The organism is Streptomyces sp. SolWspMP-5a-2, from assembly GCF_900091845.1.
Classification (GTDB): domain Bacteria; phylum Actinomycetota; class Actinomycetes; order Streptomycetales; family Streptomycetaceae; genus Streptomyces; species Streptomyces doudnae.
Genome location: NZ_FMCI01000035.1, coordinates 51197 through 73200 on the forward strand (window position 1 = coordinate 51197; position 22004 = coordinate 73200).

Annotated in this window: 3 protein-coding genes and 1 pseudogene; 1 reads left to right on the top strand and 3 read right to left on the bottom strand. The window is 70.4% G+C overall.

Features of this window, described 5'->3' with window-relative positions; all coding sequences use genetic code 11:
- Positions 1 to 18: 18 nt before the first annotated feature.
- The 3 genes and pseudogenes from GA0115242_RS02420 to GA0115242_RS41430 all read right to left on the bottom strand — a co-directional run.
- On the bottom strand, positions 19 to 5652 hold the full coding sequence (locus tag GA0115242_RS02420; RefSeq protein ID WP_370672250.1) for a type I polyketide synthase: 5634 nt from the start codon (positions 5650 to 5652) through the stop codon (positions 19 to 21).
- A 3-nt stretch (positions 5653 to 5655) separates the two neighbouring features.
- The gene (locus tag GA0115242_RS40225) at positions 5656 to 18300 is read right to left on the bottom strand and encodes a type I polyketide synthase (RefSeq protein WP_161352966.1); all 12645 of its coding nucleotides are present in this window, start codon (positions 18298 to 18300) and stop codon (positions 5656 to 5658) included.
- A gap of 248 nt (positions 18301 to 18548) precedes the next feature.
- A pseudogene (locus tag GA0115242_RS41430) lies at positions 18549 to 19820 on the bottom strand (polyketide synthase); the annotation flags it as partial.
- 483 nt (positions 19821 to 20303) lie between these two features.
- Here GA0115242_RS41430 and GA0115242_RS02435 point away from each other — a divergent pair.
- Positions 20304 to 22004 (top strand): MFS transporter (locus GA0115242_RS02435; RefSeq protein ID WP_161352968.1); only part of this gene is annotated, 1701 nt, incomplete at its 3' end.

Here is a 22004-nt window from a genome sequence, read left to right on the forward strand (position 1 = left end):
GCTAGTTCGCGAACGGTGTCAGGAGAGGCCGAGCTCGCTGTCGATCATGGAGAATATTTCCTCGTCGGAAGAGGAACTGATCTCCTGTGTGGCGCTGACGCTCTCCGGGTCCTCGCCCAGCTTGATGAGGAACCTCTGGAGCTGTGACACGATGCGCGTCCGCGTTTCGACGTGCAGAGTGGGAACCAGGGAATCCATGTCGATCTTTTCGAGCGCGGCGAAAAGGTCCGCCGGATTCGCCGTTTCGTCCCTGACCAACTGCGTCCGCAGATAGTGCGCGAGGGTGGCGGGGGTGGGGTGGTCGAGTATCGCGGTGGTGGGCAGACGCAGGCCGGTGACGGTCCCGAGCTTGTTGCGGAGTTCGACGGCGGTGAGCGAGTCGAGCCCCATGTCGAAGAATCCGCGGTGCTCGTCGATTCCGCGGGGATCGCTGTGCCCGAGAACGGCGGCCACGTGGTCGCGTACGAGGCCGAGGAGGAACTGTTCCTGTTCGGCCTCGGTGAGCGGAGCGAGCGTCTGGGCGAGCATCTGCCCGGCGCCTCCGCTGCCGACGCCGTTGTTCGCGGAGGCGGGCCGCAGGGTCGGCAGAAGCGTGCGGTAGAGGGGCGGCAGATCGGGGTTGTTGCGGAGAGCCGTGAGGTTGAGGCGGGCGGTGAGGAGATGCGGCTGAGAGGCCGTCAGGGTGCGGTCGAAGAGCGCGAGAGCGTCGTCGGTGGAGAGCGGGGCGACGCCGGTGCGGTTCATGCGCGCCAGGTCGGCGGTGTCGAGATGGCCGGTCAGGGCGCTGGCCTGCTGCCACAGACCCCAGGCGAGCGAACTCGCGGGCAGGCCGCGTGCGTTGCGGTGGTGGGCGAGGGCGTCGAGGAAGGTGTTGGCGGCTGCGTAGTTGGCCTGGCCGGGGTTGCCTAGGGTGCCTGCGGCTGAGGAGTAGAGGAGGAAGGCGCTCAGGCCGAGGTGCTGGGTCTGCTGGTGCAGGTTCCAGGCGGTGTCGGCCTTGGAGCGCAGGACGGCGTCCACTTGCTCGGGGGTGAGGTTGGCCAGCGTGGCGTCTTGGAGGAGGCCGGCGGTGTGGACGACCGCGGTGAGGGGGTGCTCGTCCGGGACCGACGCCAGCAGCGCGGCGAGCTGGTCGGCGGCGGCGGTGTCGCAGGCGGTGATGGTGACGTCCGCGCCGAGGTCGGTCAGTTCCTGGCGGAGCTGGTCGGCGCCGTCGGCCTGGAGCCCGCTTCGGCTGGTCAGGAGCAGATGGCGGGCCTCGTGACGGGTGACGAGGTGGCGGGCGAGGAGGCTGCCGAGGGTGCCGGTGCCTCCAGTGATGAGGATCGTGCCGTCCGGGTCGAACAGCGCGGGCGTGACGTCGGTGGCGGTGGCCGTCCGTGCCAGGAGCGGGGCGTGAACGACCGCGCCCCGAACGGCCAGTTGGGGTTCGCCGGAGGCCAGTGCGGTGTGCAGGGTGGCCGGGCCTACCGCGTCCGTGTCCAGGTCGATGAGGGTGAAGCGGTCGGGGTTCTCGCTCTGCGCGGTGCGGACCAGACCCCACAGCGGGGATGCGGTGAGGTCGCGGACATCCTCGTCGGAGCGGGTGGCGACGGCGCCGCGGGTGCAGACGACCAGGCGCTTGCCGGTCAGCCGCTCATCGGCCAGCCACTCCTGGAGCAGAGCGAGCAGGTGGTGGGTCGCCTGGTGCAACTCCGGTGCCGTGGTGAGGGGCTGGAAGATGCAGGACAGCAAGACGTTGTTGGGGCTGTCGGCGGCTTCGGCGAGTGCGGCGACGCTCTTGAACCTGGGCATGGGCGTGTCGGCCGACACCGTCGCGTCGGTCTCAGGGGAGACCGGGAAGTGCTCGGTGTCCAGCCAGGCCAGGTTGGCGTCCGTTGCGGAGCCGGGCTCCTCCGCAGGCAGCGCGGACGAGGGCAAGGTGGTCCACTCGATGTGGAACAGGCTGTCCCGCACGGTCCTGGCCGTGTCGACGAGCTGGGCGACCGGCAGGGGACGGAACGTGACCGTCTCAATCGACGCCACGAGCGCGCCGCTGGAGTCGGCCGCCGCCATGGCGAACGTGTCCTCGCCCGTCGCGGTGAACTTCACGCGCAGGGACGACGCATTGACGGCGTGCAGACGCACCCCGGACCAGGAGAACGGCACAGGAACGGCGTCACCGGGCGCGTCCATCGTCTGCAACGCGATGGCGTGCAGGGCCGCGTCGAGAAGCGCGGGGTGGATGTCGAAGGCGTCGTCTGCTTCGGCGTTCTCGGGGAGGGCGATCTCCGCGTAGGTGTGCTGGTTGTCGCGCCAGGCGGCGGTGAGGCCCTGGAAGGCGGGTCCGTAGGTGTAGCCGTGTTCGGCGAGCGTCGGATAGGCGCTGTCCACCTCGATGGGCGTGGCGTTGGCCGGTGGCCACGCGGTCAGGTCGGGCTCCGGGTGCGCCGGGGCGACGGAGGTGAGGGTGGCGGTGGCGTGGACCGTCCAGGCGTCGACATCGTCCGGGGTGGTGCCCTGCGCGCGAGAACGGATGGTCAGGGAACGGCGCGCGTCTTCGGACGGGGAGAGGGTGGCCTGGAGGTCGAGAGGGTGGCTGCTCAACAAGAGCGGTGCGTGGAGGGTGAGTTCTTCGACGTGGGGGTGTCCGGTGTGGTGGCCGGTGTGCAGGGCCAGGTCTACGAAGGCGGTACCCGGGAGCAGGGGTGTGCCGGTGATCGCGTGGTCGGCCAGCCATGGCTGGAGGTAGGTCGAGAGGGCGCCCGTGAAGACGCGGCTGTCGTCGGGGAGTTCGAGGCTGGCGGTGAGGAACGGGTGCTCGGTGGCGTCGAGTCCGAAGGCGCTGGCGTCGCCTGCGCTGGTGGGGGTGTGGTGGAGCCAGTAGCGCTGGTGCTGGAACGCGTAGGTGGGCAGGTCGACGGGCTTGTTGGTGGCCGGTGCGGTGTGGCCGTTCCAGTTGACGCTGGTGGTGCCGTGGGTGTGGAGCTGGGCGGCGGAGGTGAGGAATTGTGCCCAGTCGCCCTTGTGGCGGCGGAGGGTGCCGGTGGTGAGGGTGGGGGTGTCGTGGTGGTCGGTGGTGTCGAGGATGTCCTGGATGCTGGTGGTGAGGACGGGGTGGGTGCTGATCTCGATGAGGTGGTGGTGTCCGTCGGCGATGAGGGTGCGGGCGGTGTCGCTGAAGCGGACGGTCTGGCGCAGGTTCCGGTACCAGTAGTCGGTGTCGAGAGTGGTGGTGTCTTCGGTGAGGGTGCCGGTGACGGTGGAGTAGAAGGGGGTGTGGCCTGGCTGGGGTGTGATGGTGCGTAGGTCGTGGTGGAGGTGGTCGTGGATGACTTCGACGTGGGGGGAGTGGGAGGCGTAGTCGACGGGGATGGTGCGGGCGTTGATGTTCCGATCAGTGCTGGTGGTGACGATTTCGGTGAGGGCGTTGGCGTCGCCGGAGACGATGGTGGTGGCGGGTCCGTTGTGGGCGGCGATCCCGATGCGGCCGTTCCAGGGTGCGATGAGTGCTTCGGCCTGGTCTGCGGGGAGGGGCAGGGAGACCATGCCGCCTTGTCCGGAGATCTGGCGGAGGGCTTGGGAGCGCAGGGCGACGATGCGTGCGGCGTCGTCGAGGGTGAGGATTCCGGCGACGTGCGCGGCGGCTATCTCGCCCTGGGAGTGACCGATGACCGCCTGCGGCTGGATGCCGTGGGACTTCCAGAGTGCGGCGAGGGACACCATCGTCGCGAACAGGACGGGCTGTACGACGTCGATGCGGTCGAGGGAGGGGGCGTCGGGGTGTTCGCGGATGACGTCGAGGAGTGACCAGTCGCAGTGGGGTGCGAGGGCGTCGGCGCAGGCTTGCATGCTGTCGCGGAACACGGTGCTGGTGTCGAGGAGTTCGCGTCCCATGCCCGGCCATTGCGAGCCCTGGCCTGGGAACACGAACGCCGTCTTCCCGGCGATACGGGAACGCTGATCGACGGGACTCCGGACCAGGTGGGGTGAGGGGCGTTCCTCCACCAACGCCCGCAGCCCGTCCTGGAGTTCGGTGCGGTCGTGGGCGATGACGGCCGCACGGTGGTCGAAGGCGGTGCGGGTGGTGGCGAGGGCGTGTGCGATGTCGTGGGCGTCCACGTCCGGGTGGGCGGAGGCGAACGCGTGCAGCCGTGCGCCCTGGTCGGTCAGCGCGTCCGCCGACTTGCCTGAGAGGAGCCAGACACCCGGCCCGTCGGTGACGGTGTCCGCCGGGTCGGCCACGCTCGGCGGCTCGGTGCCCTGGACAGGGGGCTGTTCGAGGATGACGTGAGCGTTGGTGCCGCTGATGCCGAAGGACGAGACGGCCGCCCGGCGGGGATGGTCCGTGACCGGCCACGGCGTCTTCGCGGTGAGCAGGCTGATGTTCCCGGTGGTCCAGTCGACGTGCGGGCTCGGCTCGTCGATGTGCAGGGACTGCGGCAGCGCCCCGTGGCGCATGGCGAGGATCATCTTGATGACCCCGGCGACACCTGCGGCGGCCTGGGTGTGTCCGATGTTGGACTTGATGGAGCCCAGGTGCAGCGGCAGTTCGGCGGGGCGGTCCTGGCCGTAGGTGGCCAACAGCGCCTGTGCCTCGATGGGATCGCCGAGTTTCGTCCCGGTGCCGTGTGCTTCGACGGCGTCGACCTGGTCGGGGGTGAGTCCGGCGTTGGCGAGGGCCTGCCGGATCACGCGTTCCTGGGACGGGCCGTTGGGGGCGCTGAGTTGGCTGCTGGTGCCGTCCTGGTTGATGGCGCTGCCGCGGACGAGGGCGAGGACGGTGTGGCCGTTGCGCTGTGCGTCGGAGAGGCGCTCCAGCATCAGGAGGCCGACGCCCTCCGCCCAGCCGGTGCCGTCGGCTGCGGCGGCGAACGGCTTGCAGCGGCCGTCGGGGGAGAGGCCGCGTTGTCGGCTGAACTCGATGAAGGTGTTGGGTGTGGCCATGAGGGTGGCGCCGCCGGCGAGGGCGAGTTCGCATTCGTTGTTGCGCAGGGCCTGCACGGCGAGGTGGAGGGCGACGAGGGAGGAGGAGCAGGCGGTGTCGACGCTGACGGCCGGACCTTCGAGGCCGAGGGTGTAGGAGACCCGCCCGGAGGCGATGCTGGCCGCGCTGCCCAGGCCCAGGTAGCCCTCCAGCTCCGCGGGCTTCTCCGGGAAGCGGGCGGCGTAGTCGTTGTACATGACGCCCGCGAAGACGCCGGTGCGGCTGCCGCGCAGAGCAGTGGGGTCGATGCCGGAGCGTTCGGTCGCTTCCCAGGCGCATTCCAGCAGCAGGCGCTGCTGGGGGTCGATGGTCAGTGCCTCGCGCGGGCTGATACCGAAGAACTCGGCGTCGAAGCCGTCGGCATCGGTGAGGAAACCGCCGTGGCGGGAGTACGACTTGTGCGGGGCGTCCGGGTCGGGGTCGTACAGATCCTGGGTGTTCCAACCGCGGTCCTCGGGGAATCCGGAGATCGCGTCCGTGTTCCCCGAGACCAGGTCCCACAATTCCTCGGGCGACCGCACACCACCCGGGAATCGGCAACCTATCCCCACCACCGCGATGGGCTCACGTGACGCCGCGATGAGAAGTTGGTTCTGCTGCCGCAGCCGTTCGGCTTCCTTGACGGACGCTCGGAGGGCAGTGACGACTTGGTCGATAGACATGGCCATGGGAACTTCGCACCTCTGAATTCGTCAGGACTCGGTTGTGTTGCCCAAAGCGATCTGCACCAGACTCTCCGCGTCCATGTCGTCGATCAGGTCGGCGGAGGTGCTGTCGGTGGTCAGCGCTTCGTTGCCGGGCTCGGCGAGTTGCAGCAGCGTGTCGAGGAGGCCGGAATTGCGCAGTGTGGCAAGAGGAATGGACGTCAGGGCGTCACGGACCTTTGTTTCGAGCGCATCGGCTTCGACTTCATGGCCGGACTTCGTCACGGACGGCACCAGTTGCGTCCGCAGGTACTGCGCCAGGGTGCCGGGCGTGGGGTGGTCGAGTATCGCGGTGGTGGGCAGACGCAGGCCGGTGGCAGTGCCGATCTTGTTGCGGAGTTCGACGGCGGTGAGGGAATCAAGTCCCATGTCGAAGAATCCGCGGTGTTCGTCGATCCCGAGGCTGTTCCCGTGCCCGAGAACGGCCGCCACATGGTCGCGTACGAGGCCCAGGAGGAACTGGTCCTGTTCGGCCTCGGTGAGCGGAGCGAGCGTCTGGGACAGCGAGTGCCCGGCGCCCCCGGTGCCGTTGCCGCTTCCGTTGTTGGCGGTGGCGGGCCGCACGGTCGGCAGGAGAGCGCGGTAGAGGGGCGGCAGGTCGGGGTTGTTGCGGAGAGCCGTCAGATTGAGGCGGGTGGGAAGCAGATGGGGGTGGGCGGCGCTGAGCGTGCGGTCGAAGAGCGCGAGTGCGTCGGCGGTGCTGAGCGGCGCGATACCCGTGCGGCTGAGCCGAGCGCGGTCGGCGCTGTCGAGGTGGCCGCTCAGGGTGCTGGCCTGCTCCCACAGTCCCCAGGCGAGAGAACTCGCGGCCAGACCACGCGCGTTGCGGTGATGGGCGAGGGCATCGAGGAAGGTGTTGGCGGCGGCGTAGTTGGCCTGCCCGGAGTTGCCCAGGGTGCCGGTGACGGACGAATAGAGGATGAAGGCCGCGAGGTCGAGGTGCCGGGTCTGCTGGTGCAGGTTCCAGGCGGCGTCCACCTTCGGGCGCAGGACGGCGTCCAGGTGGTCCGGGGTGAGGTTGGCCAGCGTGGCGTCCTGGACGACGCCGGCGGTGTGCACGACCGCCGTCAGAGGGTACTCGTCCGGGATCGACGCGAGGAGCGCGGCGAGTTGGTCGGCGTCGGCGGTGTCGCAGGCGGTGATGGTGACGTTCGCGCCGAGGTCGGTCAGCTCTTGGAGGAGTTGGTGGGCGCCTTCGGCTTGGAGGCCGCGTCGGCTGGTGAGGTGCAGGTGGGTGTGGCCCTGGTCGACCAGGTGGTGGGCGAGGAGGCTGCCGAGGGTGCCGGTGCCGCCGGTGATGAGGACCGTGCCGTTCGGGTCGAGAGACGTGGGCGTGATGCCGGTGGCGATGACCGTCCGTGCCAGGCGCGGGGTGTGAACGACCGCGCCTCGAATGGCCAGTTGGGGTTCCCCGGTGGCCAGCGCGGTGTGCAGGACGGTGAGGTCGCCCGGGTCGGTGTCCAGGTCGATGAGGGTGAAGCGGTCGGGGTTCTCGCTCTGCGCGGTGCGGACCAGGCCCCACAGAGGTGAGGCGATGAGGTCGGGTACGTCCTCGTCGGGGCCGGTGGCGACGGCGCCGCGGGTGCAGACGACCAGCCGGGTACCGGCCAGCCGCTCGTCGGCCAGCCACTCCTGGAGCAGAGCGAGCAAGTGGTGCGTCGCCAGTCGGAGTTCGGTCAACGAGGCCGTCGACACGTCCGAGTCCGTCGACCCAGCGGACTCCGTCGACGTAGCTGATTCAGTCGACTCGGAGGGCTCTGCGGCGAGAGGTCCGAAGACGCAGGGCAACAGGACGGTGGCGGGCTTGCTGATGTCGAGGGTTTCGGCGAGCGCGGCGATGCTGTCGAACCGGGGAATGTGCGTGCTGGTGCCCTCTGTCGTCCCGTCGGCGCGGAGGGGGAAGCACTTTGTGTCCAGCCAGGCCCAGTTGGCGTCCGTTTCCGGAGTGGGCGCCGTCTCTTGCACGGGCAACGCGGTCCACTCGACGTGGAACAGGCTGTCCCGGACGACCTTGGCCATGTCGACGAGCTGGTCCGCGGGCAGGGGGCGCGTGGTGAGGGAGCCGACGGCGGCGACCGGGGCGCCCAGGGCGTCGGCCAAGTGGATGCGGACGGTGTGGTCGCCGGTCGGGGTGAGCCTGACGCGCAGGCGGCGGGCGCCGGTCGAGTACAGCTCGACCCCGGTCCAGGAGAACGGCACGGAGACTGAGCCGTCGGCGGAGCCCAGGGCCGCATCCAGGGCGACGGTGTGCAGGGTCGCGTCCAGGAGAGCCGGGTGGATGTCGAAGGCGTCGTCGGCTTCGGGGTTCTCGGGGAGGGTGATCTCCGCGTAGGTGTGCTGGTCGTCGCGCCAGGCTGCGGTGAGGCCCTGGAAGGCGGGGCCGTAGGCGTAGCCGTGTTCTGCGAGGAGCGTGTAGGCGTCGTCCACGTCGACGGCTGTGGCGTCGGTCGGGGGCCAGACGGTCAGGTCGGGCGCCTCCTGTGCTGGAGCCGTGGTGGTGAGGGTGGCCGTGGCGTGGACCGTCCAGCCTGTGACGTCGTCCGGGCCGGCGGCGTGAGCGCGGGAGCGGACGGTCAGGGTGTGGCGGGCGTCCTCGGACGGCGTGAGCGTGGCCTGAAGGTCGAGAGGGTGGCCGCTCAACAACAGCGGTGTCTGGAGCGTGAGTTCCTCCACATGCGGATGGCCGGTGTGGAGACCGACGTGCAGCGCGAGATCGACGAAGGCGGCGCCGGGAAGGAGAGGCGTGTCGTTGATGGCGTGGTCGGCGAGCCAGGGGTGGGTCTGCGTCGACAGCGTTCCGGTGAAGACGCGCCTGTCGTCCGGGAGTTCGAGGCTGGCGGTGAGGAACGGGTGTCCGGTCGCGTCCAGTCCGAAGGTGGAGGCGTCGCCCGCACCGGCGGGAGCGGTGAGCCAGTAGCGCTCGTGCTGGAACGCGTAGGTGGGCAGGTCGACCGGGTTGCTGGTCGCGGGTGCGGTGTAGGCGGTCCAGTCAACGGTGCTGTTGTGGCTGTGGAGGTGGGCGAGTGCGTGGAGCCAGGTGTCTGCTTCGGGGCGGCGGGGGTGCAGAGCAGCGACTGCGAAGACGGTGTCCTGGTCGAGGGTGTCGGAGGTGAGGCTGGTGAGGGTGGTGTCGGGTCCGAGTTCGAGGTAGGTGGTGGTGTGATGCTGCGCGAGGGTGGTGAGGGTGTCGGCGAAGCGGACGGTGGAGCGGACGTGGTCGCTCCAGTAGCTCGGGTCGGTGAGCTGGTCCGTGGTGGCGAGCTGTCCGGTGAGGTTGGAGACGACCGGGGTGTGGGGCGTCTGGAAGGTGAGGGTGGCGGCCAGTTCGCGCAGCGGGTCGAGGACGGCATCCATGTGGGGTGAGTGGAAGGCGTGGCTCACGCGCAACGACTTCGTCTTGTGGCCCTGTGCGGCCCAGGCGGCGGCTACGGCTGTTGCAGCGTCGTGGTCACCTGCGATCACGAGCGAGGTGGGTGAGTTGACGGCCGCGATCGACAGGCGGCCTTCGTGCTCGCTGAGCAGGGGACGGATGTCGTCTTCGCTGGCTTCGAGGGCGATCATGGCTCCGCCTGCCGGAGCGTCCTGCATGAGGCGGGCGCGCGTGGCAATGAGCGCAGCGGCATCGGAGAGGGACAGGACTCCGGCGAGGTGGGCGGCGGTGAGCTCGCCGATGGAGTGCCCGGTGAGGTAGTCCGGGACCAGGCCCGCGTCCAGGGCGAGGCGGTGCAGGGCGACGTGCAGGACGAACAGCGCGGGCTGGGTGTACTGAGTCTGGTGGAGAAGGGCGCCGGTCTCGCTGTCGGCGTCGGCCCACATCACCTCACGCAGCGGCTGCGGCAGGTGGGGTGCGAAGGCGTCGCAGGCTTCGTCGAACGCTGCCGCGAACACGGTTGAGGCGGCGTGGAGTTCGCGTCCCATGCCCGCTCGCTGCGATCCCTGACCGGTGAAGAGGAACGCCGTCTTGCCCCGGGCCGGGGCGAGTTGACCGGTCCGCACCACGTGCGGTGAGGGCTTGCCTTCGCGGAGTGCGGTGAGGGCGTCGAGAAGTTCGGCGCGGTCGTGGGCGATGACGGCGGCCCGGTGGTCGAAGGCCGTACGCGTGGTGGCCAAGGCGTGGGCGACGTCCCGTTCGTCGACCTCGGGGTGAGTGCTGGCGAACGCGTGGAGCTGACCCGCCTGATCTGTGAGCGCGTTGGCGGACCTGCCGGACAGCAACCAGACGCTCGGGCCCTCGAAGGGCGTCGTCTCGGGAGTGCTGGTGTGGACGGTCGTCGGCGTCGGGGGCTGTTCGAGGATGAGGTGGGCGTTGGTGCCGCTGATGCCGAAGGAGGAGACGGCGGCCCGGCGGGGGTGGTCGGTGGTGGGCCACGGGGTCTGCTCGGTGAGGAGGCTGACGCTGCCGGTGGTCCAGTCGACGTGCGGGGTGGGCTCGTCGAGGTGGAGGGAGCGGGGCAGGAGGCCGTGGCGCATGGCGAGGATCATCTTGATGACGCCCGCGACGCCCGCGGCGGCCTGGGTGTGTCCGATGTTGGACTTGATGGACCCGAGGTGGAGCGGCTGGTCGGCCGGACGGTCCTGGCCGTAGGTGGCGAGCAGGGCGTGGGCCTCGATGGGATCGCCGAGCTTGGTTCCGGTGCCGTGGGCCTCGACGGCGTCCACCTGGTCGGGGGTGAGACCCGCGCTGGCGAGTGCCTGTCGGATGACGCGTTCCTGGGACGGGCCGTTGGGAGCGGTGAGTCCGTTGCTCGCGCCGTCCTGGTTGACGGCGCTGCCCCGCACCAGGGCCAAGACCGTGTGGCCGTTGCGCTGTGCGTCGGACAGCCGTTCCAGGACGACCAGGCCGACGCCCTCGGCCCAGCCCGTGCCGTCCGCGTCCGCCGAGAACGGCTTGCAACGACCGTCCGCCGACAGGGCGCGCTGTCGGCTGAACTCGATGAACGTGTTGGGAGTGGACATGACCGTGACGCCACCGGCGAGGGCGAGGGAGCACTCACCCCGGCGCAGGGCCTGACTGGCGAGGTGTATCGAGACCAGGGACGAGGAGCACGCCGTGTCGACCGTCAGGGCGGGGCCTTCGAGACCGAGCGTGTAGGCGATCCGGCCCGAAGCCACGCTGCCGATGCTTCCGCTGCCCATATAGCCTTCCAGCTCCGAAGGCACGTGATGGAGCCGGGAAACATAATCCGTGTACATCAGGCCGACGAATACGCCTGTCTGGCTTCCGCGCAGTGAAGCCGGGCGCGCACCCATCCGCTCGAAGGATTCCCAGGCGCATTCCAGGAGCAGCCGCTGCTGCGGGTCGGCGGCGAGAGCTTCACGTGGGCTGATGCCGAAGAATTCGGCGTCGAAATGATCCGCTCGGTCGAGGAACCCGCCCATGCGGGTGTAACTCGTGCCCGTGTGCGAAGGCTCCGGGTCGTAGAGCGCGTCGACGTCCCAACCGCGGTCCTCAGGGAACGGGGAAGCGGCGTTGACCTCGTCGGTGACGAGCTGCCACAGGTCGTCCGGACCAAGGACTCCACCGGGATAACGGCAGCTCATCGCGACGATGGCGATCGGCTCGTCGTCGGCCGCCACCGCCGCGGAGGCGACTGTCGCGGGGTCTCCGGTACCGGTCAGTTCGGTCAGCAGATGCTCGACGAGGGCGGACGGCGAAGGGAAGTCGAAGATCAGGGTCGTGGAGAGACGCAGACCGGTGACGTTGTTCACGCGGTTGCGCAGTTCCACTGCCGCGAGGGAATCGAATCCGAGGGATTTGAAGGAATGCTCGGCCTGTACCGTGTCGAATTTCTGGTGTCCGAGAATGGTGGCGATCTCGGTACCGAGGAGGTCGAGGATGAATTCTCGCCGCGCGGACTCGGAGAGCGGCGCGAGCCGTTCCGACAAGGCGGAGTCGCCGCCGGAGGAAACGCGTGCGCGCTGAGAGGGAACGGCGTTCCGGGGCCGGGTGGGCACGACCTCGCGCAGCAGCGTCGGCAGCGTCCCGTCCTCCGCCCGCGTCCGCAGGACCGCCGTGCTGAGACGGGTCGGGAGCAGGTGGGGACGGGAGTCGCCGAGGGCGCGGTCGAAGAGCGCGAGGGCTTCGGCGCTGGTGAAGGAGGCGATGCCGGTGCGGCGCATGCGCGCCAGGTCGGCGGTGTCGAGATGCCCGGTGAGCGCGCTTGCCTGCTCCCAGAGTCCCCAGGAGAGGGAGGTGGCGGGCAGGCCGTGCGCGTTGCGGTGGTGGGCGAGGGCGTCGAGGAAGGTGTTGGCGGCTGCGTAGTTGGCCTGCCCCGGATTGCCCAGGATGCCGGTGATGGACGAGTACAGGACGAAGGCGGAGAGGTCGAGGTGCCGGGTCTGCTGGTGCAGGTTCCAGGCGGTGTCGGCCTTGGAACGCAGGACGGCGGACAACTGGTCGTCGGTCAGGTTGGCCAGCGTGGCGTCCTGGAGGAGGCCGGCGGTGTGGACGACCGCGGTGAGGGGGTGCTCGTCCGGAATGGAGGCGAGGAGTGCGGCGAGTTGGTCGGCGTCGGCGGTGTCGCAGGGGGTGATGGTGACGTTCGCGCCGAGGTCGCTGAGTTCCTGGAGGAGTTGGTGGGCGCCTTCGGCTTGGAGTCCGCGTCGGCTGGTGAGGTGCAGGTGGGTGTGGCCTTGGCCGACGAGGTGGCGGGCGAGGAGGCTGCCGAGGGTGCCGGTGCCGCCGGTGATGAGGACCGTGCCGTTCGGGTCGAAGGACGTGGACGCGGCATCGGTGGGGGTGGTGGTACGGGTCAGGCGGGGTGCGTGAACGGCGCTCCCCCGGATGGCCAGTTGAGGTTCACCGGTGGCCAGCGCCGTGTGCAGGGTGGCCGGGTCTACGGCGTCCGTGTCCAGGTCGACGAGGGTGAAGCGGTCGGGGTTCTCGCTCTGCGCGGTGCGGACCAGGCCCCAGAGGGGCGACGCGGTGAGATCGCGGACGTCCTCGTCGGGGCTGACGGCGATGGCGTGACGCGTGCAGACGACCAGGCGGCTCGTGGCGAGGCGCTCGTCGGCCAGCCACTCCTGGAGCAGGGCGAGGAGTTGGTGCGTGGCCCGGTGCAACCCGGCTGCCTCGGTCAGGGGTTGGAAGACGCAGGACAGCAGGACGGTCGTCGGCGTGGCCGCGTCGAGGGTCTCGGCGAGTGCCGAGAGGTCGCTGTAGCGGGGGACGGTCGTCCCGACGGCCATCGTCTCGTCGGCCGGCAGGAGGGAGCGCGCGGTCTGGAGGGGGAAGTGGTCGGTGTCCAGCCAGGCCCAGTTCGCACTGGTCGGGGCCTTGGTACCGCTCCCAGCGGCCAGCGTCGGCCACTTCACCTGGAACAGGTTGTCCCGGACGACCCTGGCGGTGTCGCTGAGCTGCTCGATCGGCAGGGGCCGGAAGGTGACCGCTTCGATCGACGCCACCGGCGTTCCGCCGGAGTCGGTCGCCGTCATGGCGAACGTGTCCTTGCCCGTCGCGGTGAACCGCACACGCAGTGACGTCGCGCCGACGGCATGCAGCCGGACCCCGGACCAGGAGAACGGCACCGGGATGGTGTCACCGGGAGCGTCCAGCGCCTCCATGACGATGGCGTGCAAGGCGGCGTCGAGGAGGACGGGGTGGATGTCGAACGCGTCGTCCGCTTCGGGGTTCTCGGGGAGGGTGATCTCCGCGTAGGTGTGCTGGTCGTCGCGCCAGGCGGCTACTAGGCCCTGGAAGGCGAGGCCGTAGGTGTAGCCGCGCTCGGCCAGCAGGGGATACGCGTGTCCCACGTCGACGGGAACGGCGTTGGCCGGCGGCCACACGGTCGGCCCGAAGTCCTGGTCGGTGGGCGCGGTGCTGGTGAGAGTCGCGGTGGCGTGGGTGGTCCAGGGGGTGGTGTCGTCCGGGGTGGTGGTGCGCGGACGGGACCGAATGGTGAGGGTGCGCCGGGTGTCCTCGGCCGGGGTGAGGGTCGCCTGGAGGTCGAGCGCGGTGCCGCTGACGAACAGGGGCGCCTGGAGGGTGAGTTCCTCCAGGTGGGGGTGGCCGGTGTGGTGCCCGGTGTGCAGGGCCAGGTCCACGAACGCGGTGCCCGGGAAGAGCGGGGTGCCGGTGATCGCGTGGTCGGCGAGCCAAGGATGGGCCTGGGCGGAGAGCGTTCCGGTGAAGACGTGACCGCCGTCGGGGAGTTCGAGGGTTGCGGTCAGGAACGGGTGCCCGGTGGCGTCGAGCCCGAAGCCGGAGGCGCCAGTGGCGGACCGAGTGCGGGTGAGCCAGTAGCGCTGGCGCTGGAAGGCGTAGGTGGGCAGGTCGACCGGGTTGCTGGTCGCGGGTGCGGTGTAGGCGGTCCAGTCAACGGTGCTGCTGTGGGCGTGGAGTTGGGCGAGTGTGTGGAGCCAGGTGTCTGTTTCGGGGCGGCGGGGGTGCAGGGCTGCGACCGCGAAGGCGGTGTCGTGGTTGAGGGTGTCGGTGGTGAGGCTGGTGAGGGTGGTGTCGGGTCCGAGTTCGAGGTAGGTGGTGGTGTGATGCTGCGCGAGGGTGGTGAGGGTGTCGGCGAAGCGGACGGTGGAGCGGACGTGGTCGCTCCAGTAGCTCGGGTCGGTGAGCTGGTCCGTGGTGGCGAGTTGGCCGGTGAGGTTGGAGACGACCGGGGTGTGGGGCGTCTGGAAGGTGAGGGTGGCGGCCAGTTCGCGCAGCGGGTCGAGGACGGCATCCATGTGGGGTGAGTGGAAGGCGTGGCTCACACGCAATGACTTCGTCTTGTGGCCCTGTGCGGCCCAGGCGGCGGCTACGGCTGTTGCTGCGTCCTGGTCACCTGCGATCACCAGGGAGGTGGGTGAGTTGACGGCCGCGATCGACAGGCGGCCTTCGTGCTCGCTGAGCAGGGGACGGATGTCGTGCTCGCTGCCTTCGAGGGCGATCATGGCTCCGCCCGCTGGGGCGTCCTGCATGAGGCGGGCCCGTGTGGCGATGAGCGCTGCGGCGTCGGGCAGGGACAGGACTCCGGCGAGGTGGGCGGCGGTGAGTTCGCCGATGGAGTGCCCGGTGAGGTAGTCCGGGACCAGGCCCGTGTCCAGGGCGAGGTGGTGCAGGGCGACGTGCAGGACGAACAGCGCGGGTTGGGTGTACTGGGTCTGGTGCAGGAGTGCGCCGGTCTCGCTGTCGGCGTCGGCCCACATGACCTCGCGCAGCGGCTGCGGCAGGTGGGGTGCGAAGGCGTCGCAAGCCTTGTCGAACGCTGCCGCGAACACGGTTGAGGCGGCGTGGAGTTCGCGTCCCATGCCCGCTCGCTGTGATCCCTGCCCGGTGAAGAGGAACGCCGTCTTGCCTCGGGCCGGGCTGAGTTGCCCCGCGCGCACGAGCTGCGGTGAGGGGCGTCCCTCCTGCAAGGCGCTGAGAGCGTTGAGGAGTCCGGCCCGATCGTGGGCGATGACGGCGGCCCGGTGGTCGAAGGCCGTACGGGTGGTGGCCAGAGCGTGGGCGACGTCACGCTCGTCGATGTCCGGGTGATCGGTGACGAACGCGTGCAGCCGTCCCGCCTGTTCGGCCAGTGCTTCCGGCGACTTGCCCGACACCAGCCACACGCACGGACCCGCGAAGGACGCCACTTCAGAAGCCGAAGCGTCGGAGTCCGCGTCAGCGGGGGCCTGTTCGAGGATGAGGTGGGCGTTGGTGCCGCTGATGCCGAAGGAGGAGACGGCGGCCCGGCGGGGGTGGTCGGTGGTGGGCCACGGGGTCTGCTCGGTGAGGAGGCTCACGGCGCCGGTGGTCCAGTCGACGTGCGGGGTGGGCTCGTCGAGGTGCAGGGAGCGGGGCAGGACGCCGTGGCGCATGGCGAGGATCATCTTGATGACGCCCGCGACACCTGCGGCGGCTTGGGTGTGTCCGATGTTGGACTTGATGGAGCCCAGGTGGAGCGGCAGTTCGGCGGGGCGGTTCTGGCCGTAGGTGGCCAACAGCGCCTGTGCCTCGATGGGATCGCCGAGTTTCGTGCCGGTGCCGTGCGCCTCGACGGCATCCACCTGGTCGGGGGTGAGACCCGCGTTGGCGAGTGCCTGTCGGATGACGCGTTCCTGGGACGGCCCGTTGGGAGCGGTGAGTCCGTTGCTGGCGCCGTCCTGGTTGACGGCGCTGCCGCGCACCAGCGCCAACACCGTGTGGCCGTTGCGCTGTGCGTCGGACAGCCGTTCCAGGACGACCAGGCCGACGCCCTCGGCCCAGCCCGTGCCGTCTGCGTCCGCCGAGAACGGCTTGCAACGACCGTCGGGGGAGAGGCCGCGCTGCTTGCTGAACTCGACGAACATGCCCGGCGAGCCCATGACCGTGACGCCGCCCGCCAGCGCGAGGGAGCACTCACCCCGACGCAGGGCCTGACCCGCGAGGTGCATCGAGACCAGGGAGGAGGAGCACGCGGTGTCGATGGTCAGCGCGGGACCTTCGAGGCCGAGCGTGTAGGCGATCCGGCCGGAAGCCACGCTGCTCGTACTGCCGGTGAGGCGGTACCCCTCGTAACCCGGCGTCTCCTCGTGCAGTTGGGGGCCGTAGTCCAGGGAGGTCGCGCCGATGAACACGCCGGTCTGGCTCCCGCGCAGGGAGTTCGGCTCGATGCGGGCGTTCTCGAACGCCGCCCACGACGTCTCCAGCAGCAGTCGCTGCTGCGGGTCCATGGAGGTCGCCTCGCGCGGACTGATGCCGAAGAACGCCGGGTCGAACAGCGGGGCGCCGTGGAGGAAGCCGCCGTGCCTGGCATAGGAGGTCGCGGAGCTGTCGGGGTCGGGGTCGTAGAGCTGGTCGAGGTCCCACCCTCGGTCCGCCGGGAACTCGCTGATGGCGTCGAGCTCGCCGCTCAGCAGCCGCCACAGGTCCTCGGCCCCGGTGACGTCACCGGGGTAACGGCAGAACATGCCGACGACGGCGATTGGTTCGTCCGGGTTCTCCGACGACGTGGGCACCGGGGCCGTTGTTCCGGCGCCGAGGGGCGACAGCTTCGTCGTCAGGTGGCCGGCGAGCGCGTCGGAGGTGGGGTAGTCGTACACCACGGACGTCGCCAGGCTGATCCCGGTCGACGTGACGAGGCGGTTGCGGAACTCGACCGCCATCGTGGAGTCGAAGCCCAGCTCCTTGAACGACTGGTCGGTGTCCACCTCGTCCGGGCTGCGGTAGCCCAGAGTGAACGCGACCTCCGCACGCACCAACTCCAGCACCGCACACCGCTGTTCGCTCTCGCTCAGGCCCGCCGTCCGCTGAGCCAGCAACGAGGTGTCGGGGCGTGAGCCGTTGCGTTCCGCACTGCTGTCGTCCGCATCGGCCGTCCCCTGGGCGCTTCCCGCAACGAGACGGGGACCGTCACCGCCGGGGACCACGGTGAGCCAGTGCCGCTGGTGCTGGAACGCGTAGGTGGGCAGGTCGACCGGGTTGCTGGTCGTGGGTGCGGTGTAGGCGGTCCAGTCGATGGTGCTGTTGTGGGTGTGGAGTTGGGCGAGTGCGTGGAGCCAGGTGTCTGCCTCGGGCCGCTGGGGGTGCAGCGCTGCGACCGCGAAGGCGGTGTCCTGGTCGAGGGTGTCGGAGGTGAGAGTCGTGAGGGTGGTGTCGGGTCCGAGTTCGAGGTAGGTGGTGGTGTGGTGCTGCGCGAGGGTGGTGAGGGTGTCGGCGAAGCGGACGGTGGAGCGGACGTGGTCGCTCCAGTAGCCCGGGTCCCTCAGGCGCTCGTTGGTGGCGAGCTGTCCGGTGAGGTTGGAGACGACCGGGGTGTGAGGCGCCTGGAAGGTGAGGGTGGCGGCCAGTTCGCGCAGCGGGTCGAGAACCCCGTCCATGTGGGGTGAGTGGAAGGCATGGCTGACGCGCAGGGTCTTGGTCTTGTGGCCCTGTGCGGCCCAGGTGGCGGCTACGGCTGTTGCTGCGTCGTGGTCACCGGCGATCACGAGCGAGGTGGGCGAGTTGACGGCCGCGATCGACAGGCGGCCTTCGTGCTCGCTGAGCAGGGGACGGATGTCGTCTTCGCTGCCTTCGAGGGCGATCATGGCTCCGCCCGCTGGGGCGTCCTGCATGAGGCGGGCGCGCGTGGCGGTGAGCGCTGCGGCATCGGGCAGGGACAGGACTCCGGCGAGGTGGGCGGCGGTGAGCTCGCCGATCGAGTGGCCGGTGAGGTAGTCCGGGACCAGGCCCGCGTCCAGGGCGAGGCGGTGCAGGGCGACGTGCAGGACGAACAGCGCAGGCTGGGTGTACTGAGTCTGGTGCAGGAGTGTGCCGGTCTCGCTGTCGGCGTCGGCCCACATCACCTCACGCAAAGAGCGGGGCAGGTGGGGTGCGAAGGCGTCGCAGGCTTCGTCGAACGCTTCCGCGAACACGGCTGACGCGGCATGGAGTTCGCGTCCCATGCCCGCTCGCTGCGATCCCTGACCGGTGAAGAGGAACGCCGTCTTGCCCCGGGCCGGGCTGAGTTGACCCGCGCGCACGAGCTGCGGGGAGGGGCGTCCATCCTGCAAGGCGCTCAGGGCGTCGAGGAGTTCGGCCCGATCGTGGGCGATGACAGCCGCCCGGTGATCGAAGGCCGTACGGGTGGTGACGAGTGAGTGCGCGATGTCCCGCTCGTCCACCTCGGGGTGGGAACGGGCGAACGCGTGCAGCCGTCCCGCCTGATCGGCCAGCGCTTCCGGCGACTTGCCCGACACCAGCCACACACACGGCCCAGCAAAGGACCCTCCAGCCGAAGCCGAAGCCGAAGCCGAAGCCGAAGCCGAAGCCGAAGCCGAAGCCGAAGCCGAAGCCGCTCCCGCCCCCAGAGCCGAAGCCGCGCCCGCCACCGCCCACGCGCCCGACACCAAACCCTCAGCACCACCAGCACCACCAGCGCAACGAGCACCACCATCACCACCAGCGCCACGAGCACCACCCCCCGCGCCCCCGCCCCCGTCACCCCGACCGGGCCCTCGCCCAGCACGACATGGCAGTTCGTCCCGCCCATGCCGAACGAGCTGACACCTGCGATCAGCGGGCTGTCCTCGTCGGGCCACGGTGTCAGCTCCCGCTGCACCCGCAGGTTGAGCCGGTCGAGGGGGATCTCCGGGTTCGGCGTCGCGTAGTTGAGGCTCGCGGGGAGCGCCCGGTGCCTGATGCTCAGGGCCGCCTTGAGGAGGCCGACGATCCCGGCCGCGCCTTCGAGGTGGCCGACGTTGGTCTTCGCCGAGCCGACCAGGAGCGGAGAGCCCGCCGGCCTCCGGGTGCCGAGGACGGCGCCGAGTGCCGCCGCCTCGACGGGGTCGCCGACCCGGGTGCCCGTGCCGTGCAGCTCGACGTACTGGACCTCCGACGGCCGCACCCCGGCCCGCTGGTAGGCCAGGCGCAGCGCCTCTTCCTGCGCCTCCTGGGCCGGAACGGTCAGGCCGCTCGTCGTCCCGTCGTTGCCCAGGGCGCTGCCGCGGATCACGCAGTGGACGGTGTCGCCGTCGGCCACCGCGTCCGACAGCCGTTTGAGGACGACGAGGCCGCCGCCCTCGCCGCGGACGTAGCCGTTGGCCCGCGCGTCGAACGTGTAGCAGCGGCCGTCGGGGGAGAGGGCGCCGAAGCGGGTGGCCCCGACCGTGCTCTCGGGGGCCAGGATCAGGTTGACGCCCCCGGCGAGGGCGAGCGTGGCCTCGCCCGTGCGGAGGGCGGCGCAGGCCAGGTGCACCGCGGCCAGGGCGGAGGACTGGGCCGAGTCCACGGTCAGGCTCGGGCCGCGCAGGCCCAGCGTGTAGGAGACCCGGTTGGCGATGATGCCCCGGCTCAGGCCGGTCAGGGTGTGCGAGGTGATGCCGTCGACGCCGTTGCCGCGGGCCAGGGCCGCGTAGTCGTCGTTCATGGCGCCGACGAAGACTCCGGACCGGGTGCCGTGCAGGTCGCCGGGGACGATGCGGGCGTCCTCCAGCGCCTCCCAGCTCAGCTCCAGGACGAGCCGCTGCTGGGGGTCCATGGCGGCGGCCTCGCGGGGCGAGATCGTGAAGAACCGGGAATCGAAGCCGTCGACGTCGTCGAGGAATCCGCCCCGGCGCGGAACACCGTCCTGTTCGACGTTCTTTCCGACGGAATTCCCGGGGAATTCCTCTGATGTGCTCCAGCGCTCGGCGGGTATGTCGGTGATGGCTTCACGGCCTTCCTGGAGCAGTTTCCAGAAAGCCGCGGGGTCGGTCGCGCCGGGAAGGCGGCAGGACATTCCGATGACCGCCACGTCATGCTCGTTGTGCTCTGCTGAGGAAATAGCAGTCTGACTCGACATGGCGATTACCGCCCCCATCGTATAAACTCCGCTGAGTGCTTTTGGCCCTTATTGGCCATAAAAGTGCAGGAGCTAATCAGCACTACGTAAACACGGGGTGCTAACGACGGTCTTGATCCACGCTAACGGGCGTGTGCGTGGTGGGCGCGATGGGGGCGGATCCGGTGATATCCGGCATCCGGGGGCGGTGCGCTGCCGGGCGGTGTGCACCGGTGACGCGGCCCAAGAAGTGTGTTAGGCGCGTGCGGCATGCTGGCCGCCGAGTGGACCTGCGGCTCCGTGGAGGCTGTTCGCGGCCGCCGGTCACCGGCCAGGCCCGCGCTCCTCCGTTGCTCGGCCGGGCTTGATTCCTCCTGCCTCGGCATCCGGTCCGTTCGTCCAGATCGCCCGACCGAGATGCGGAGCAATGCCTTGAGCCAGTTGACCGATGAGACAGTGCGCGACGACGGCGGCGCGGAGGGGGAGAGTCCGGGCCGGCGGCGCTGGCTGGCCGTGGCCGTCCTGTGCGTGTGCGTGCTGGTCCCGTTCATGGACCTGATCGTGGTGAGCGTGTCGCTGACGGCCGTGCAGCGGAACCTGCACGCGACCAGCGGGCAGTTGCAGTGGATCGTCGCGGTGTACGGCATCACCTCCGCCTCGTTCATGCTGGTGGTGCCCGCGGTGGGCAGCCGGTGGGGCTACCGGCGCACCCTGCTGTGGGGGCTGGTCCTGTTCGGCGTCGCCTCCGCGGCCACGGCCTTCGCGCCGACCGCGGGGATGCTCATCGCGATGCGCGTCGTCATGGCGGTCGGCGCCTCGGTGGTGCTGCCGCTGAGCACGGCGTTCATCACCATCCTGTTCCGCGAGAGCGAGCGGGTGAAGGCCATCGGCATCTGGGCGGCCGGCGTCGCGCTGGCGACCCCGCTCGGCGCCGTGGTGGGCGGCGCGCTGGTCGAGTACTTCTGGTGGGGCTGGATCTTCCTGATCAACGTCTTCACGGTGGCCCTCGTGCTGCCGTTGATCTTCTGGGTGCTGCCCCCGGCCCGCGAGGTGCCCCGGTCCGGCATCAACGTGTGGAGCGTGGCGCTGCTGGCCGCGGGCGGACTGCTGCTGGTGTACGGGGCGATCGACGCGGAGAACGACTGGGGCTCCGCGGCCGTCTGGATGGCGGCGGGCGTCGTGGTCCTCGTCGGGTTCCTGGTCTGCGAGCGCCGCTCGGCTGCGCCGCTCATCGGCCTCGCCCCGTTCCGCAGCCCGCGGTTCCTGTGGGCGCAGGCCACCATCGTGGTGGGCGCGTTCTCGCTGACGGCCGCCCTGTTCGTCGTCCCGATGTACCTCCAGACGGTCCTCGGACTGTCGTCCCTCTCCGTCGGCCTGCGGCTGATCCCCTTCGCGCTGCTGGTCGTGGTGGGTTCGCTCGCCGCCGACCGGCTGACCAAGCGGCTCGGCGCGCGCTGGGTCGTGGTCGGCGGCTCGCTGGTCTTCGGGGTGGGCCTCGCGCTGCTCACCCGGGCGACGGCGGACAGCGGAGACGCCCTGGTGACCTTCGCGTTCGGGCTCGCGGGCCTCGGCGGCGGTGTGGCCCAGGCCCCGGCGGTCTCGGCGGCGCTCGGCGCGCTGCCGCCCGCGGTGGCCGCCAACGGCGGTGCCTTCATCAACGCGCTGCGCAACCTGGGCGGCGCGCTCGGGGTCGGCTTGATCGGCACGCTCATCACGCGGGACTACGTGCGGGAGCTGTCCGGCTCCACCGCCGGGCTGTCCGCGGCGCGGGCGGACGAGGTGCGCGCCTCCGTCGCCAACGTCGCCGACGTGAGCGACGCGGTGGGCGGTCCCGCCGGACAGACCCTGCGGGACCACGCCTCCAGCGCCTTCGTGCACGGCCTGATCCCCGGCATGCAGACGGCAGCGGTCGTGGTTCTCGTCGTCGCGCTGCTGATGTGCCTCCCGCTGCGGGCGCTCCGGGACCGCCCGACGGGCGACGGCGCGGACGCCGTCGACGGATCGGACGCTGTCGACGGACCGGACGGCACCGACAGCGCGGACGGCACTGACGCCGCGTCCCAGCCCCCGGCGACAGGCGACGGCACGGACGGCCTGGCAGACGACGGTACGGGCGGCGCGGATGGTGCGGCCGCGCGCACC